Here is a 15634-nt window from a genome sequence, read left to right as displayed (position 1 = left end):
GCCTAATTACGGTTACGGTGAACTTTGATCACATCCGGCATCACGCGAATTTTACGCATGATATTCGCCAGATGGACACGGTCGCGTGCGGTGAGGCGGATAAAGGCGCTGTAGACGCGGCCATCACGCTCTTCGGTATTGAGGCTCTGAATATTGGAACCGGCCGTATTGATTGCTGCCGTCAGGTTTGCCAGTGCGCCCTGATGGTTAAACATGTCGACTTTGATTTCCGCCACGAACTCCTGCTCGGTGACTTTATCCCACTCGACCGGCATGAATTTTTCCGGCTCTTTCTGGTAGCCGCGAATATTTCGACAGGATTCATGATGCACCACCAGTCCTTTTCCAGGGCTGACATGAGCAACAATCGGGTCACCGGGAATCGGTCGGCAGCATTTGGCGAACGTAATCAACACGCCATCAGCGCCTTTGATCGGCAGCTTACCGCGTTTGCTGTTATTGATCGTCTTGCTGTCCGCCTGCAGCAGGTTCTTCGCCACGACCACGCTCATCGCATTGCCCAGACCAATTTCCGCCAGCAGATCGTCAAGCGAGGTCAGCTTCATACGGTCCAGTTCCTGACGGATATTCTCAGCCGGGATCTCAGCCAGTTTACGGCTGCCGCCCAGCGCATGGCTGAGCAGGCGGCGACCCAGATTAACCGAGTCTTCACGCTTGAGGTTTTTCAGCAGCTGGCGAATTTTGGCGCGGGCTTTGGAGCTGACGACAAAGTTGAGCCAGGCGGCGTTGGGACGGGCGCCTGGCGCGGTGATGATCTCAATCGTCTGTCCGCTGGTCAGGGATTGCGACAGCGGATAAGGCTGGCGGTCAACGCGTGCGCCGACGCAGGCATGGCCGATGTCGGTGTGAACCGCATAGGCGAAGTCCACTGGCGTCGCGCCGGTTGGCAGCTCAACAATGCGGCCTTCAGGCGTAAAGACGTAGATCTCATCCGGGAAGAGATCGGACTTCACGCTTTCGATAAATTCAAACGAACTGCCCGCACTCTGCTGCAGCTCCAGCAGGCTTTGCAGCCAGCGCTGAGCGCGAATCTGTGCGGTGGTGCCACTTTCGCCCGCCTGTTTATAAGCCCAGTGCGCAGCGACCCCCATTTCCGCCATCTGATCCATATCTTCGGTGCGAATCTGCACTTCAACCGGCACGCCGTGCGGACCGATCATGGAGGTATGGAGCGATTGATAGCCGTTAGCCTTGGGGATGGCGATGTAATCTTTCACGCGGCCCGGACGCGGCTTATACAAGCTGTGCATTTGGCCCAGAACGCGATAGCAGGTATCCAGATCTTTCACGATGACGCGAAAGGCATAGATATCCATGATCGAGTGAAAACGCTGCTCTTTCAGCGTCATTTTGCGGTAGATAGAGTAAAGATGCTTTTCGCGACCGCTGACGCGGCAGGGAATGCCCGCTTCCTGCAAACGGCCATCAATCTCAGAAAGAATCTTCTGGATCATCTCTTTACGATTACCGCGCGCGGCTTTCACCACCTCTTTAATTACCCGATACCGGTTCGGGTAAAGAGCCTCAAACCCGAGCTCTTCCAGCTCCGTTTTAAGATGATGAATACCCAGTCGATGCGCCAGCGGACTGTAAATCTCTAACGTTTCCAGCGCGATGCGGCGACATTTGTCCGGGCGTAACGACCCCAGGGTGCGCATATTGTGGGTGCGGTCAGCCAGCTTGATGAGAATGACGCGGATATCCTGCACCATCGCCATAATCATCTTGCGGAAGTTCTCTGCCTGCGCTTCTTTCTTGTCGCGGAATTTCAGCTTATCCAGCTTGGAAACGCCTTCGACCAGCTCCGCCACGCTTTTACCAAACAGCTGTTCCATGTCCTGGTAAGTGGCAGGCGTATCTTCGATCACGTCATGCAGCAGCGCGGCCATGAGGGTTTCATGGTCGAGCTTCATTTCCGCCAGAATACAGGCCACGGCAACAGGATGGGTGATATAAGGCTCACCGCTGGAGCGCGTCTGTCCCTCGTGGGCATCACGTGCGACAAGGTAGGCTTGCTGGAGGCGCTTGATCTGCTCCTCTGGCAAGTATTTTTCAATCAGTTGATTGAGACTTTCAAACAGATACAAGGGCGACCTGCAGGTGGCTGTTAACGACGACCTTCAGCGATAGCGGTAACGGCCTGTAATTCAGCGGCTTCCTGCTCTTGCTGTTCCTGACGATCACGCACATCTAAAATCTGATTGGTGACCAGACCTTCTTCGATTTCGCGCAGAGCGATAACGGTAGGCTTATCGTTCTCTTCCGGAACCAGCGGATCTTTGCCGCCAACCTGCATCTGACGTGCACGACGTGCAGCGACCAACACCAGGTCAAAACGATTACCAACTTTTTCTACTGCGTCCTGAACGGTTACGCGTGCCATAGGTGTGCTACTCCACAGATGAAGAAATGACTGCGCATCATACTGAAACTGTATTCAGACTGCCAACAGTTTGCTGATTAAAGCATCGTGACGCGCCTTCTGGCGCGCCATACGCAGACGTTCGGCGCGAATAATGGTTTTCAGATCGGACAGCGCCAGATCGAAATCATCATTCACAATTAAATAGTCATACTCGGCGTAGTGGCTCATTTCCGCTACTGCCTGAGCCATGCGACGCGTGATGACCTCTTCGCTGTCCTGACCACGACCGCGCAGACGGCGATCGAGCTCTTCTTTCGACGGCGGCAATACAAAGATGCTGCGTGCGCCCGGCATTTTAGCGCGGATTTGCTGCGCACCCTGCCAGTCGATGTCGAGAAACACGTCAACACCGGTTGCCAGCACCTGCTCAATAGCATGGCGCGACGTACCGTAATAGTTGTCGAAAACTTTAGCGTGTTCGAGGAAGGCATCTTCCGCGATCATCCGCTCAAATTCATGTTTCTCAACGAAAAAATAGTGTTCGCCATGGGCTTCACCCGGACGCATGCCGCGCGTCGTGTGCGAAACAGAGACCTGCGTATCATACAACGGCTGGGTCTTTAACAGTGCCTGAATCAGGCTGGATTTCCCTGCACCGCTGGGGGCAGAAACAATATAGAGCGTGCCTTGAGCCATGGTTTTCTTGAATTGATTAAAAGCGGAGTCGATTTCCTGCACAGTATACACAGCTTCCCGCTGCCACGCAGCGTTTGCGCAGCGGCAACAGCCAACTTTTGCGCATCTTCGCGCAACTGTCTGTCAGGCCTCTGCAATTAATACCTTATTGCCACGGCATCCCTTCCGCTATCAAACATCATCTCTGGCTGACACCAAAGCGTTGATATTGAATACCGCAAAACGTCAGGAGAGAGAGTATGAAAGGATTCGGCTGGCCGCTGTTTGCGGCTATTTTGTGGATCGTCACATGGCCTGCGCACAGCGCTGTTTGTCCGGTCTGGACACCGATCCGGGCGACGGAAGAGGTCCGCCGCCTGCAGCAGCAACTGCAACACTGGGATGACGCTTACTATCGTCAGGGGCTGAGTCCAGTGGCGGATGCGGATTATGACGCTCTTCAGCAGCGACTGATTCAGTGGCAGCACTGCTTTAGCCCTTATCAGCCGGCTTACGAACCGCAACTGCCGGGTAATGGCAAGTCATTGCATCCGGTCGCCCATACTGGCGTAAAAAAGATGCGTGACAAGCTGGCGCTGGCTTACTGGATGCAGGGGCGTAGCGATCTCTGGGTGCAGCCCAAAGTTGATGGCATCGCCGTTTCACTGGTGTATCGCCACGGCAGGCTGGTCTCCCTGTTAAGTCGCGGCGACGGATTACTGGGTGAAGAGTGGCTGACTAAAGCCGCCTGGATCCCGGCGATTCCGCTGCATATCGACACCCATCTCGACGACGTTGTGCTGCAGGGTGAGTTATTTCTGTCGATGACCGGTCATCAACAGGCCGTTGATGGCGGTAAAAATGCACGCGCACAGGTAGCCGGGGCCATGATGAGTAAACAGCGCGTTCCCCTGCTGGACTCGCTCGATGTTTTTATCTGGGCCTGGCCAGATGGTCCCGACAAAATGGCAGAACGCCTTGAGCAACTCCGCCGCTGGGGACTGGGCGTTGCCGCAAAATGGAGTCACCGCGTCAAAGATGAAGAGGAGGTCGCCGCCTGGCGGGATCGCTGGTTCCATGCTGCGCTGCCCTTTGTCACTGATGGCGTGGTGGTGCATCAGAGCCTTCGTCCTGCGGGCAAAAACTGGCTGCCGGGAGAGGGAACCTGGGCTGTTGCCTGGAAGTATCAGCCTCCGGAAGTCAGCGCTGAAGTGCTCTCAGTCGATTTTCCTGTTGGCCGTACCGGGAAAATAGCTGCCGTCCTTAATCTGCAGCCGGTGCAGCTGGATGACAAGACCGTCAGACGGGTCAATGTCGGATCTCTGCGTCGCTGGCAGGAAAGCGATATCGTGGCGGGCGATGTGATCACGCTGAGTCTGGCGGGTCAGGGGATACCCCGGCTGGAGCGGGTTATCTGGCGCGTAGCAGAGCGTGACTATCCTCAGCCTCCCGACGCGTCGCATTACACGCCGTTAAGTTGTTACACCTTCAGTGCGGAGTGCCAGAAGCAGTTACTGGCAAAATTACGCTGGCTCAGTCAGAAAACGGTGCTGAATATTGCGGGCGTTGAGCGCAGCACCTGGCTGCGCTTACTGGAAACCGGCCGTATGACGCATCTGTTCGGCTGGCTGACGTTAACACCGGAACAGATCGCCGTCGCAACGGGCTTCTCTTCGGAACAGGCGGGTCAGCTCTGGCATCGTTTTAATCTCACCCGTCAGCAGCCGTTTCGTCGCTGGGTGGATGCCTTAGGTATTTCACTGCCGCGGAAGGCCCTGAAGTCACTGCCCGATCAGCAGTGGGAGAGTTTAATGCAGCGGGATGTTGCGGGCTGGCAGGCGTTACCGGGCGTTGGCCCTGCGCTGGCAAAGCGGCTGGTGGCGCAGTTGCATGATGCCCGTGTGCAAGGGCTGATCACGTTCCTGCAGCAGCAGAACATTCCTGCATCATCAGTGCTCGGGATGGGGATAGTTGAAAATCGGCAAACCAAGGCGGAAGCGCAGCGCCAGTAAACGGGCAAAGAAGCCGAATAGCAGGGTAATGATAATCACCGCTTCATGCGCCAGCGTAGTTTTCAGCAGCAGGATATAGATCCAGCCTGAGGCGAAAGCGATACCGGCGTAGAGTTCCTTCTGAAACACCAGCGGAATACGATTACAGAACATGTCACGCAATACGCCACCAAAGACGCCGGTAATCACCGCACTTATCGCGGCAATAATCATGGCGTGGCCGGAATCGAGCGCAACCTGTGCACCAATAATAGAGAAGACCACCAGTCCCAGCGCATCCAGTACCAGGAACACTTTGCGCAGGTGCGTCATCAGTGGTGCCAGGAAAGTGGTGATGACCGCTGCTGCTGCCACAATCATGATGTATTCGGGATTTTTCACCCAGCCCAGCGGATAGTGACCCAGCAGGATGTCGCGCACGGAGCCGCCACCGATGGCAGTCACTGACGCAATAATAATGACACCGAACAGATCCATTTTGCGGCGGCCCGCCGCCAGCGCGCCTGTCATCGCTTCAGCAGTAATACCAATAATATAGAGAACGGTCAGTAACATAGCAGGCTCCAGTAAGGCGACGGCATAGATCAGGAGACGGCGACTGAGATTTCTGGCGATCGGCGTCCGGGATTAGCGCAGTTTATACCAGCCAGCCCCGGCGTCAGCATAGAAAGACTTTTCTGGAGAGGGCCTGCGCAGACATCTGAGGGGAAAGAATGTACAGCAGATTTGTACGTTACAGCCCGGATGTTTAATCGCTCTGGACTATGGGGGTTAACCGACTGTGACTGCCAGGCTATCGCTGGACGTAAATCAGTTTATAAAGAAGATAAAAAAGCTGGATGCAGCGGGTAAAGTAAGGAATTGATGAAGGAAGTAAAACGACAGACTTAATAAAAAGAAAAGGCGTGCTGATTAACAGCACGCCAACGCATCGTTTCGGATGCTCAGAGCCCACCATACAGACTTATTTTATTATTTGTTTCTTGCACGAATTTTAGAAAAGGCTTTCAGGCTAAAATGGTATTCTGGCTGGAACCATGAACGACCATAGTAGCAGTAAATCAGCATGCGAATGGATGCCATCGCCAGGTAACCCCAGATCGCACACAGTACTGAAGGTGTCAGCCAGACGGTAAATAAAGTGACGGCAAGACCGGCTAATACTGATGAGGTTTCAGCAAAGGCGATACGGGTATATTGTTTTTCGCGCTGTAATATTGCACGGTAATGCTGACCCTGTGGGATGATAATAAACACCACTGAGACCATCTGCAGCATTAACGCCAGTTTAGGCTGACCAAACAGGCTGTTCAGCAGGTGGCTGCCCGTCAATAACAGACCAAACACCGTGACACCCATCAACATATTACCCCAGTAGATCGTGGAGAGGTCGTTGATAGAGAGCATACAGCGGCGGATCAGCTTATTTGAGAAGCCGCGATCGGCCAGCGTATCGATAGCCAGTAAGGCTATCACGGCGATCGCCAGCAGGTTCAGTTCATTCGCCTGCAGGATTTGCGCCAGCAACGAGAGCTGCAGTACGCCGATGCCAATAATTTTTATTGAAGAGAGCAGAGACCACTTTGCACTATTAAGACTGCTTTCACGTATTGCCATAATATACTCGTTAGAGTTCATTGACTCTGTGACAATTAAATCGTTGAGTAACGGCAATGAGAGATTGCTGTTACACCGTTAGTTAGTGCAATTTTTCTGGCCGGAGTCCTGAAATACCTTTCCAGGCTTGCCATGTTATTATTGATTCAATCAAATGATGCTCAGATAAAAAAGAGATATCCCTGGTAAATTCTCTGTTTCGTGTCATGGCAGGAATCCCCTGCAGCTAAAAAGAATTCCGCCAGATCACGAATAAATCCTGTTGTAGTTTTATATTCTCCTGCCAGCATCCTTGCGGCAATCTCAACGCATTCTTTTCCTGATAACAAAGGATACGCAGAGCGGTCCATGACTTTTTTCCTGCTTTATCATTATAGGTATTGCTGTGTGTGGAATGATTTATACATTGTTTTATTTAATTTAACACCATAAGAAAAGTCTGATTACGCGCCAGCAGAAATAAATGGTTTCAATTCATGCATGATAAATATTAAATATCCAGCACGTCAGTAATAAACAATTGTTGATGATTAATGTATGCGTTTTAGCGAAAGTGTTTATACAGCAGATGAAGATGCCTGAAATCAGCGGGGATTGCCTGTCTGTCAGACAATGTTGCCAGGAATTTTCCTGGCAACAATGCTTAAGCAGGGTTGGTGGTAAATGTGTAAAAGGGGCATGCAATCAGATAAAGGCTTTATGCTTTATCTTTGAAAGTTTTTCTGTTTTTTTTCATAAACAGCCAGTGATAAGTACAGAGAAAAAATCGAGCTAAGTCATTGATTTATTGTGTCAGAAGCTGGTTAAGCTTCTCAAGATCGTTGCTAACCCATTCAATATCCTGCTTAAATCTCTCATCTGAAGTAAATGGCTGGCGGTAAACCGTCACCATCACCTCGGCACCCTGCTCGTTAGCGATCACGCGCATTGGCACGTAGATTTCTTTTCCTGAGCCACTGTCAATCCAGTGATCCATTACGCCAAACGGATTATGTGGCGAGAACCGTAGCTTTACATTTCCCTGAGGACCTCTGGCACGCCAGCGATTGCCATCAGGTTCTAATGCACTATTCGTCAGCCCGGACGCCCACTTTGGAAAAAATTCCGGCTTCCAGATAGTTTCATAAAGATCTAACCAGTGACGCGGAATCGTCAGGCTCAGCGTGCGCGAGGAGAGCATACAACCTCCGGGAATAAGCTAAAAAAGCATTAAAGCATGGGGTCCGGCTCGTTAATACGTTGTAACAGCAGAAGTGTGGTGTTGGCAGGGTTTCGTACAAACGGCAGACAACGGATAAGGCTGTCTGCCGCTGACTCAGATAAAATTGCCGCGTGCAGAAACTGCGTGCTCTTCGCTATGCCCCCTGGCGCGACGCAGAACAAAGCCATCCGACTGTGCCATCACTGCGCAACTGTGATTCGGGAAGATACGCAGCAGCGTGCCGACTTCAGGACGGCAATCCTGATAAAGCAGAAAACCATGCTCCTCAGATAACTTTGTCACCTCATACGTGTGGCCCGCTTCGTCGGCTGCAACACCAAAGCCGCTGGCATTGGTGCCGTGTGGCCCTTTATCTGAACTCAACATTTTCGATCCGGCATCCACAATCGCGAAATGATCGTTTACCGCTACCACTCGGGTAATGACGCTCATTGCCAGCTGTTCGACGTGACTTAGCCCGAGGCGACAGGCGGTAAGGTCCAGCAGTGCATAGTTGCCGGGCCGGATTTCACTGATGCAGGGCGCAACGTCGGCTGCCAGAGCCGTAGGCGTTGAACCCACAGAGAGCGGACAGTCAGTAAATCCTGCCGCCTGCAGTTTTGTCTGAAGCTGCTGCATCAATACCGTTTCCTGCCTGGCAATATCAACAATAGCCGCGGCATTACCGGCACCATAAGCGTGGCCGGCATGCGACACTAATCCGGCAAAGCGTACGCCTCTGTCCCGCAGCGCCTGAGCAATCAGCACCGCTTCATCACTATCAGGATTAACACCAATGCGGTGTAATCCAACATCCACTTTAATCGCCACCGCCAGCTCGCAGTCTGGTTGTTGCTGCCACGCATCCGCAATCGCTGCCACACCCTGCAGCCTGTCCGCGATCAGGGTAAGTTTTGCCTGATGAAGCACGGCGTGACGCAGCAATTCAGCCACGCTTTGCGGTTGCACAACCGGATAGGCTAAAAGCAGATCACGAACGCCACCCTGAATAAAGCTGATACCTTCGCTGGGTTTAGAGACCGTGATGCCCTGAGCACCATATTCAAGCTGACGCTGAGCAATCCAGACGCTTTTATGTGTTTTGATATGCGGACGCAATGCGACGCCTGCCGCACTGGCTTTGCGCTGCATATGCTGCAGATTCTGCTCCAGGCGCTCTGCATCCACTTCAATATAGGGCGTAAGGCGGTCATCAATCAGCGGCCTCTGCCACTGTTGGGCATTGTTGGTATCCAAAAAAATCCTCGGGCCATTGACGGAATAAGAGGGTTCATATTCTCTCAATTCTTTCGCTGAGGCCAGATTGCCGGATGCAAACCCGAGTGCTGAAAAACAGAAACAATGATAAAGAGCAAGAAAGCACCTCACCAGGTGAAGAGGGCGATAGGTTTAGAAAGATGAAAAAAATAAAGCAGGCGCGGTGCCTGCTTTATCTGCTTACTCAGACGTAGAGTGATTGTTCACCCGGCGGACGGGTTTTGAATCGGCGATGCAGCCAGAGGTATTGTTCCGGTGCGCGCAGAATCTGATTCTCGATCACTTTATTCATATAAGCTGCTGCTGCAGCCTCGTCCGTATGCGGATAATTTTCCAGCAATGGCTCAATGATCAGATGATAGCCATCATTATCTGCATTACGGATCAGCATAATCGGCACCATCGCCGGCTTCGCCAGACGCGACAGCACAAAAGTGCCGTTGGTGGTGGCCGCTTTTTCTACCGCAAACAGCGGCGCAAAGGTACTGCCTTTCGGGCCGTAATCCTGATCCGGCGCAAACCAGACAGATTCACCCTGTTTCAGAGCGTTAACCATGCCGCGCAGATCGCGGCGGTCAATCATCGCTTTGTTCGAGCGCATCCGGCCTTTGGTCTGCACATATTCCATTGCCTGATTGTTGTGCGGGCGATACATCGCCATCATCGGCTGACAGAGACCGCTGATGCGGCCGCCCAGCTCCAGTGACATGAAATGCACGCCAATCAGCATCACACCGCGCTTTTCATTCTGCGCAGCGTGGAGATTATCCATACCTGACACTTTAAACAGACGTTTTACCGCACGGTCAGACCAGAACCAGGCAATACCGGTTTCAGCCAGCGCCATGCCTAACGACGCAAAATTACCGGCGATCATATGTTCTGTTTTTTCTTCACTGATGCCAGGAAAGCAGAGCTCAATGTTACGGCGGGTGATTCGCTCACGGCGCTGCAGGAAATGGCGGGAAATTTTGCCCGCACCAGCACCGAGACGCATAAGGAGAGGATAGGGAAGCTGGACGATGAGCCACAGCACACTAAGACCAAACCAGGTAAACCAATAACGCGGATGCAGCAGCGAGCTGCTAAATTTTCCGGTGTTTTTCATTAAAACCTTCATGAGATAAATGGATGCATCGCATAAAGAACACTTCCATAAAGTCTCCAGGCGCTACAGCTGTACTGATTTCGACCAGCACTTTATCAAAAAGTGCCTTCAAAGAAAGAGAATCTGCGGAATCTACAGGATTGACCTGTTTCAGGGAGCCAGCGTTTCGGGTGCCAAAAAAGTGTTCGCAACAGAAAAAATATTTTAAATTCAGGGTATTAAAAAGACAGACCTGAAAAGCGAAGTGTGACTGACAGGCGTTCAGGAAGAGTCCGGAAATGAATATTTATTAATCTTTACGTAATGTTGAGGCCAGCCACGTCCATTAAAGGCCGTATGAGCTAGTGTAGCTTGCCTGAAAAATGAACAAAGCGCCATCGCTGGCGCTTCATTACTGACCTGCCGGGCTGGTGTTACTCGATATTCTGAATCTGCTCGCGCATCTGTTCAATCAGCACTTTCAGTTCGATCGCAGAAGTGGTGATGTCGGCGTTGATCGACTTCGATGCCAGCGTATTCGATTCACGATTGAACTCCTGCATCATGAAATCGAGCCGACGGCCAACCGCTTCTTTCTTTTTCAGGATGTTGTAGGTCTCTTTGACGTGCGCATCCAGACGATCCAGCTCTTCGGAGACGTCAACGCGCTGCGCCATCATCACCAGTTCCTGCTCCAGGCGATTGTTTTCCAGCTGGACTTCAGCATCTTCCAGTTTGGCGACCAGACGCTCACGCTGCCATTTGATGACTTCAGGCATCTGCGCCCGCACTTTGCTGACTTCCTGCGAAACCCCTTCCAGACGCTGCTCAATCATCGCTTTCAGTGCGGTGCCTTCACTTTCGCGTGCTGCAATGAAATTATCCAGCGCACTATCCAGCGCCTTCAACAACTGCGTGTTAATGGCATCCAGATCCTGCTCCTGTGCAGACATCACACCGGGCCAGCGCAGAATATCCAGCGGATTAATCGCGCCTTCATCGCTCTGCATTTTCACCCAGTTGGCCGCCTGCACCAGCTGTTTCGCCAGCGTTTCGTTGAGCATCAGCTCGCCCTGCGCGCTGGGGTCGGCATCAAAACGCAGGTTGCACTCAATTTTACCGCGCGTCAGACGCTGGCGAATGCGTTCGCGGATAACCGGCTCCAGCCCACGAAACTGTTCCGGCAGGCGGATGTAGGTTTCCAGATAACGCTGGTTAACAGAACGCAGCTCCCAGGCGGCGCTGCCCCATTCGCCTTTGGCTTCGCTGCGGGCATAAGCGGTCATACTGCGGATCATAAGCGGTACTCATTTGCGGAAAGATGTGTGAAGTATAGCGAGGCGAGCCACGGCATAACAGGCATAAGCGTCTCACCGGAAAATAACGAACCATTTCCGCTTTCCGCGAGAGCCACTTATGATGACCACTGACCCCTTGTGAGGATGACCGATCTATGTCACGCGTTATTGCCCTTCCTGTTGTGATGGCTCTGCTGCTGGCGGGTTGCCAGACGCGCCATGCGCCGCCCACGAAACCGCAACCCATCTGTGCGGGTGGCGACATGATGATGCAGACCACGCTGTGGTTTGGACTAAGCAAGCCAGACGGCGGCAGGGTGAGTTCGCTTGACTGGATGAACTTTGTGGACAATGAGGTTACGCCACGCTTCAAAGCGGGACTGTCGGTTTATGACGCTAAAGGGCAATGGCTGGGCGAGAACGGCAAACTGGCACGGGAGAACAGTAAAGCGCTGATGCTGATCCACGGTATCGACCCTGCCACCAATCAGGATATTGAGGCGCTACGTACCCTCTATAAGAAACGCTTTGCTCAGGAGTCGGTGATGCGGGTGGATGCACCCGTCTGCGTCGGATTCTAGGACGAAAGCGGGCGGCAGCGAGGCCGCCCACGGAATAGTCAGATAAACAGACCGGCAAAAGCCGCAGAGAGCAGGCTCACCAGCGTGGAGCCATAGACCAGCTTCCAGCCAAACCGGGAAACCACATTCCCCTGTTTTTCGTTCAGGCCTTTTATGGCACCCGCCACAATGCCGATCGAGGCAAAGTTAGCAAAGGAGACCAGGAACACCGACAGAATACCCAGCCCGCGCGCGCTCATGCCCGCCGCAACTTTCTGCAGCTCAATCATCGCCACAAACTCATTTGCCACCAGCTTGGTCGCCATGATGCTGGCCGCCTGCAGGGCATCCGCTTTGGGAATGCCGATCAGCCATGCCAGAGGATAGAACAGGTAGCCGAGCAACTGCTGGAAGCTATAGCCAAAGACCGCTGCAAACACGGCATTCACGGCAGCAATCAGGGCGATAAAGCCAATCAGCATCGCCAGAATGATCATCGCCACTTTGAAACCAGCCAGGATGTACTCGCCCAGCATTTCAAAGAAGCTTTGCTCTTCATGTAGCTTTTCCAGCGCGATAGGCTGCTCATCCTGGCTTTTCATCGGGTTGATGATCGACAGGATAATAAAGGTGCTGAACATGTTAAGCAGCAGTGCGGCAACCACATACTTCGGTTCAATCATCGACATATAAGCACCGACAATCGACAGCGAAACGGTGGACATCGCAGTCGCTGCCATGGTGTAGAGCCGGCGCGGCGGGATATCACCCAGAATCCCTTTATAGGCGATAAAGTTTTCCGACTGACCCAGAATCAGCGTGCTGACGGCATTAAATGACTCCAGTTTGCCCATGCCATTAATTTTCGACAGCAGCGTCCCGAAAATACGGATCAGCAGCGGCAGGATGCGCCAGTGCTGCAATATGCCGATCAACGCGGAAATAAAGACAATCGGGCAGAGTACGCCAAGGAAAATAAATGCCAGCCCCTGTTTGCTCATTCCGCCAAACACGAATTCTGTACCCTGTGCGGCAAAGCCCAGCAGCGTTTCAAAGAATCCCGCAAACGAGCCGACCAGCGCCAGCCCCCCGGCAGAGTGAAGGAAGAACCAGCCCAGCGCGGCTTCTGCCACAATCAGTTGAACAATAAAGCGCAGGCGAATCTGTTTACGGTCATGACTGACCAGCAGCGCAAGGGCGAAAATCACCACCAGCGCCAGCAGGAAATGAAGAATGGCGGCCATATGTCTTTTTTATCAGAGAGAAAGGAAAGCGCATTTAGCCACAGCTGGCAGGGAATTTCATCTGATGCCTGCGCCAGACCGGCGCAAGAGACAGCGGGCAAGGAAGTCCGTATAATGCGCAGCCAATCATTAGCAAGCCGGAGAATACCCATGCGTCCAGCAGGCCGTAGCGCACAACAGGTGCGTCCAGTCACATTGACCCGCAATTACACCAAACACGCAGAGGGTTCCGTTCTGGTGGAATTCGGCGAAACGAAAGTGCTTTGCACTGCCTCCGTAGACGAAGGGGTTCCGCGTTTCCTTAAAGGCCAGGGCCAGGGCTGGGTCACGGCTGAATATGGCATGCTGCCGCGTTCTACTCACAGTCGTATGGCGCGTGAAGCCGCAAAAGGCAAGCAGGGTGGTCGTACGCTGGAAATTCAGCGTCTGATCGCCCGTTCACTGCGTGCCGCAGTTGATCTTAAAGCGCTGGGTGAATTTACCATCACGCTCGACTGCGACGTGATCCAGGCCGATGGCGGCACCCGTACCGCCTCAATCACCGGTGCCTGTGTGGCGCTGGCTGATGCGCTGAACAAGCTGGTAGCCAGCGGCAAGCTGAAAGCCAATCCGATGAAGGGCATGGTCGCGGCGATTTCAGTCGGTATCGTTAAAGGCGAAGCACTGTGCGATCTGGAGTACGTTGAGGACTCCGCGGCAGAAACCGACATGAACGTCGTGATGATGGAAGATGGTCGCATGATCGAGGTGCAGGGCACTGCCGAGGGCGAACCGTTCAGCCATGAAGAGCTGCTGACGCTATTGGCGCTGGCACGCGGCGGCATTGAGGAATTGATTCAGGCGCAGAAAGCAGCGCTGGAAAATTGATGTAACAGGCGACCTCAGGGTCGCCTTTTCTTTATTTGAGGAGTGAGAAATGAAAGCCTGGCAGCGTCAGTTTATTGAATTCGCCCTGAACAAGCAGGTGCTGAAGTTCGGTGAGTTCACTTTGAAGTCAGGGCGTAAAAGCCCCTATTTCTTTAATGCCGGTCTGTTCAACAGCGGACGGGATTTAGCGCTGCTGGGACGCTTCTACGCGCAGGCGCTGGTGGATGGCGCTGTCGACTTCGATCTGCTGTTCGGTCCGGCCTATAAAGGCATTCCGATTGCGACCACCACGGCGGTGGCGCTGGCGGATCATCATGACCGCGATGTGCCTTACTGCTTCAACCGCAAAGAAGCCAAAGATCACGGTGAAGGTGGCTTGCTGGTGGGCAGCCCGCTGCAGGGCAAAGTGATGCTGGTGGACGATGTGATCACGGCAGGCACAGCGATTCGTGAGTCGATGGATATTATCGGTGCGCATAACGCAACCCTGGCAGGCGTGCTGGTGTCGCTTGATCGTCAGGAGCGTGGACGTGGAGAGATGTCGGCGATTCAGGAAGTCGAACGTGATTATGGCTGCAAAGTGACCGCAATTATCACACTGGCCGACCTGATTAGCTGGCTGGAAGAGAAGCCGGAGATGGCCGATCATCTGGCTCAGGTTCGTGCCTATCAGAAAGCATACGGGATTTAACAGAGGCGGGCGCGATGCCCGCCTTCTTTGACTCTTTACACCAGCTGTACGGCAATCAGCGGCCAGCGAGCTTCAAAGTCTGCAGTAGGACTGAAACGAAACTCAGAACGGACATAGCGCGACAGTAAACCTTCACAGAAAGCCAGCAGCTGGCTTGCCAGTAACGCCTCATCAGCCTGAAAAGCTTCGCCCTCACGCATTTTTCGTTCACGCATCACCTGTCGCAGCTGCACTTCAATCCGCTCAAACAGTTGATTAATACGTCCCTGCAGCCGGTCCTGCTCGAACATCAGCGCATGACCGGTCAGGATGCGCGTCAGTCCCGGATTACGCTCACCAAATCCCAGAATCAGTTGCACGATCAGACGCAGGCGCGTCATGGTCTCTTTTTCATCTTTGAGGATCAGATTGATGCGGGTAATCAGACTGTCTTCGATAAACTCAATCAGGCTATCGAACATGCGTGTCTTACTGGGGAAGTGACGATACAACGCCGCTTCGGAAACGCCTACCGTGGCTGCCAGTTTGGCGGTGGTAATGCGCTGACTGCCATCACCCGACTCCAGCATCTGTGCCAGCGCCTGCAAAATCTCTTCGCGACGGTTCCGCTTCGCGACTTTTTTTTCTGCCATGACCTTAAAGACCCCTGAAATTCACCTAAAAACAGGCAACACCTACGCATCTGCCACAGGAACGCGTCCCATGGCGATGAGGAAAA

Annotated in this window: 16 protein-coding genes; 4 read left to right on the top strand and 12 right to left on the bottom strand. The window is 53.1% G+C overall.

Annotated elements, in window-relative coordinates; translation table 11 throughout:
- Positions 1–2: 2 nt before the first annotated feature.
- From spoT to gmk, 3 genes are read right to left on the bottom strand one after another with little or no spacing between them, the layout of a single operon-like run.
- Positions 3–2108 (bottom strand): bifunctional GTP diphosphokinase/guanosine-3',5'-bis pyrophosphate 3'-pyrophosphohydrolase, encoded by a 2106-nt coding sequence (gene spoT, locus F3I20_RS19060; protein ID WP_150038098.1) that lies wholly within the window; start codon positions 2106–2108, stop codon positions 3–5.
- 20 nt (positions 2109–2128) lie between these two features.
- Positions 2129–2404: a DNA-directed RNA polymerase subunit omega gene (rpoZ, locus tag F3I20_RS19055; protein WP_003851346.1), complete on the bottom strand. Its 276-nt coding sequence runs from the start codon at positions 2402–2404 to the stop codon at positions 2129–2131.
- Between the two features lie 54 nt (positions 2405–2458).
- Positions 2459–3082 (bottom strand): guanylate kinase, encoded by a 624-nt coding sequence (gmk, locus tag F3I20_RS19050; RefSeq protein WP_150013892.1) that lies wholly within the window; start codon positions 3080–3082, stop codon positions 2459–2461.
- Between the two features lie 239 nt (positions 3083–3321).
- On the opposite strand from gmk, the gene ligB reads away from it, so the two are divergent.
- Positions 3322–5073, top strand: coding sequence for an NAD-dependent DNA ligase LigB (gene ligB, locus F3I20_RS19045; protein WP_150019643.1), 1752 nt, complete (start codon positions 3322–3324; stop codon positions 5071–5073).
- Here the strand turns inward: ligB and F3I20_RS19040 are convergent.
- From F3I20_RS19040 to F3I20_RS19010, 7 genes are all read right to left on the bottom strand, one after another.
- Positions 5011–5628 carry a trimeric intracellular cation channel family protein gene (locus tag F3I20_RS19040; protein ID WP_013359520.1) on the bottom strand — a complete coding sequence of 206 codons (618 nt, stop codon included), beginning with the start codon at positions 5626–5628 and terminating at the stop codon, positions 5011–5013. The genes ligB and F3I20_RS19040 overlap by 63 nt on opposite strands.
- Before the next feature lie 417 nt (positions 5629–6045).
- Complete coding sequence (locus tag F3I20_RS19035; RefSeq protein ID WP_150038099.1) at positions 6046–6690, bottom strand: oligosaccharide flippase family protein; 645 nt, start codon at positions 6688–6690, stop codon at positions 6046–6048.
- Positions 6691–6851: 161 nt separating this feature from the next.
- Positions 6852–7040, bottom strand: coding sequence for a hypothetical protein (locus F3I20_RS19030; protein WP_223811732.1), 189 nt, complete (start codon positions 7038–7040; stop codon positions 6852–6854).
- Between the two features lie 434 nt (positions 7041–7474).
- Positions 7475–7870, bottom strand: coding sequence for a polyketide cyclase (locus tag F3I20_RS19025; RefSeq protein WP_150013901.1), 396 nt, complete (start codon positions 7868–7870; stop codon positions 7475–7477).
- Positions 7871–8005: 135 nt separating this feature from the next.
- Positions 8006–9148, bottom strand: coding sequence for an alanine racemase (locus tag F3I20_RS19020; protein ID WP_150013904.1), 1143 nt, complete (start codon positions 9146–9148; stop codon positions 8006–8008).
- Positions 9149–9353: 205 nt separating this feature from the next.
- Complete coding sequence (gene lpxP, locus F3I20_RS19015) at positions 9354–10277, bottom strand: kdo(2)-lipid IV(A) palmitoleoyltransferase (RefSeq protein ID WP_150013907.1); 924 nt, start codon at positions 10275–10277, stop codon at positions 9354–9356.
- Between the two features lie 413 nt (positions 10278–10690).
- Positions 10691–11554 (bottom strand): YicC/YloC family endoribonuclease, encoded by an 864-nt coding sequence (locus F3I20_RS19010; protein ID WP_150013910.1) that lies wholly within the window; start codon positions 11552–11554, stop codon positions 10691–10693.
- Positions 11555–11709: 155 nt separating this feature from the next.
- On the opposite strand from F3I20_RS19010, the gene F3I20_RS19005 reads away from it, so the two are divergent.
- Complete coding sequence (locus F3I20_RS19005; RefSeq protein WP_150013913.1) at positions 11710–12135, top strand: DUF3574 domain-containing protein; 426 nt, start codon at positions 11710–11712, stop codon at positions 12133–12135.
- 38 nt (positions 12136–12173) lie between these two features.
- On the opposite strand, the gene F3I20_RS19000 is transcribed toward F3I20_RS19005, so the two are convergent.
- Positions 12174–13358: a NupC/NupG family nucleoside CNT transporter gene (locus F3I20_RS19000; RefSeq protein ID WP_150013916.1), complete on the bottom strand. Its 1185-nt coding sequence runs from the start codon at positions 13356–13358 to the stop codon at positions 12174–12176.
- A gap of 150 nt (positions 13359–13508) precedes the next feature.
- On the opposite strand from F3I20_RS19000, the gene rph reads away from it, so the two are divergent.
- Positions 13509–14225: a ribonuclease PH gene (rph, locus tag F3I20_RS18995; protein ID WP_003851334.1), complete on the top strand. Its 717-nt coding sequence runs from the start codon at positions 13509–13511 to the stop codon at positions 14223–14225.
- A 49-nt stretch (positions 14226–14274) separates the two neighbouring features.
- A complete protein-coding gene (gene pyrE / locus F3I20_RS18990; protein WP_003851333.1) occupies positions 14275–14916 on the top strand; it encodes an orotate phosphoribosyltransferase in 642 nt (213 codons plus the stop codon).
- Positions 14917–14951: 35 nt separating this feature from the next.
- Here pyrE and slmA read toward each other — a convergent pair whose 3' ends face one another.
- Positions 14952–15548 (bottom strand): nucleoid occlusion factor SlmA, encoded by a 597-nt coding sequence (gene slmA, locus F3I20_RS18985; protein ID WP_150013919.1) that lies wholly within the window; start codon positions 15546–15548, stop codon positions 14952–14954.
- Positions 15549–15634 lie beyond the last annotated feature (86 nt).

The organism is Candidatus Pantoea gossypiicola, assembly GCF_008632075.1.
Classification (GTDB): Bacteria; Pseudomonadota; Gammaproteobacteria; order Enterobacterales; family Enterobacteriaceae; genus Pantoea; species Pantoea gossypiicola.
Note: the sequence above shows the minus strand (reverse complement) of the source record. Positions and strands in the feature narration are given on the sequence as shown.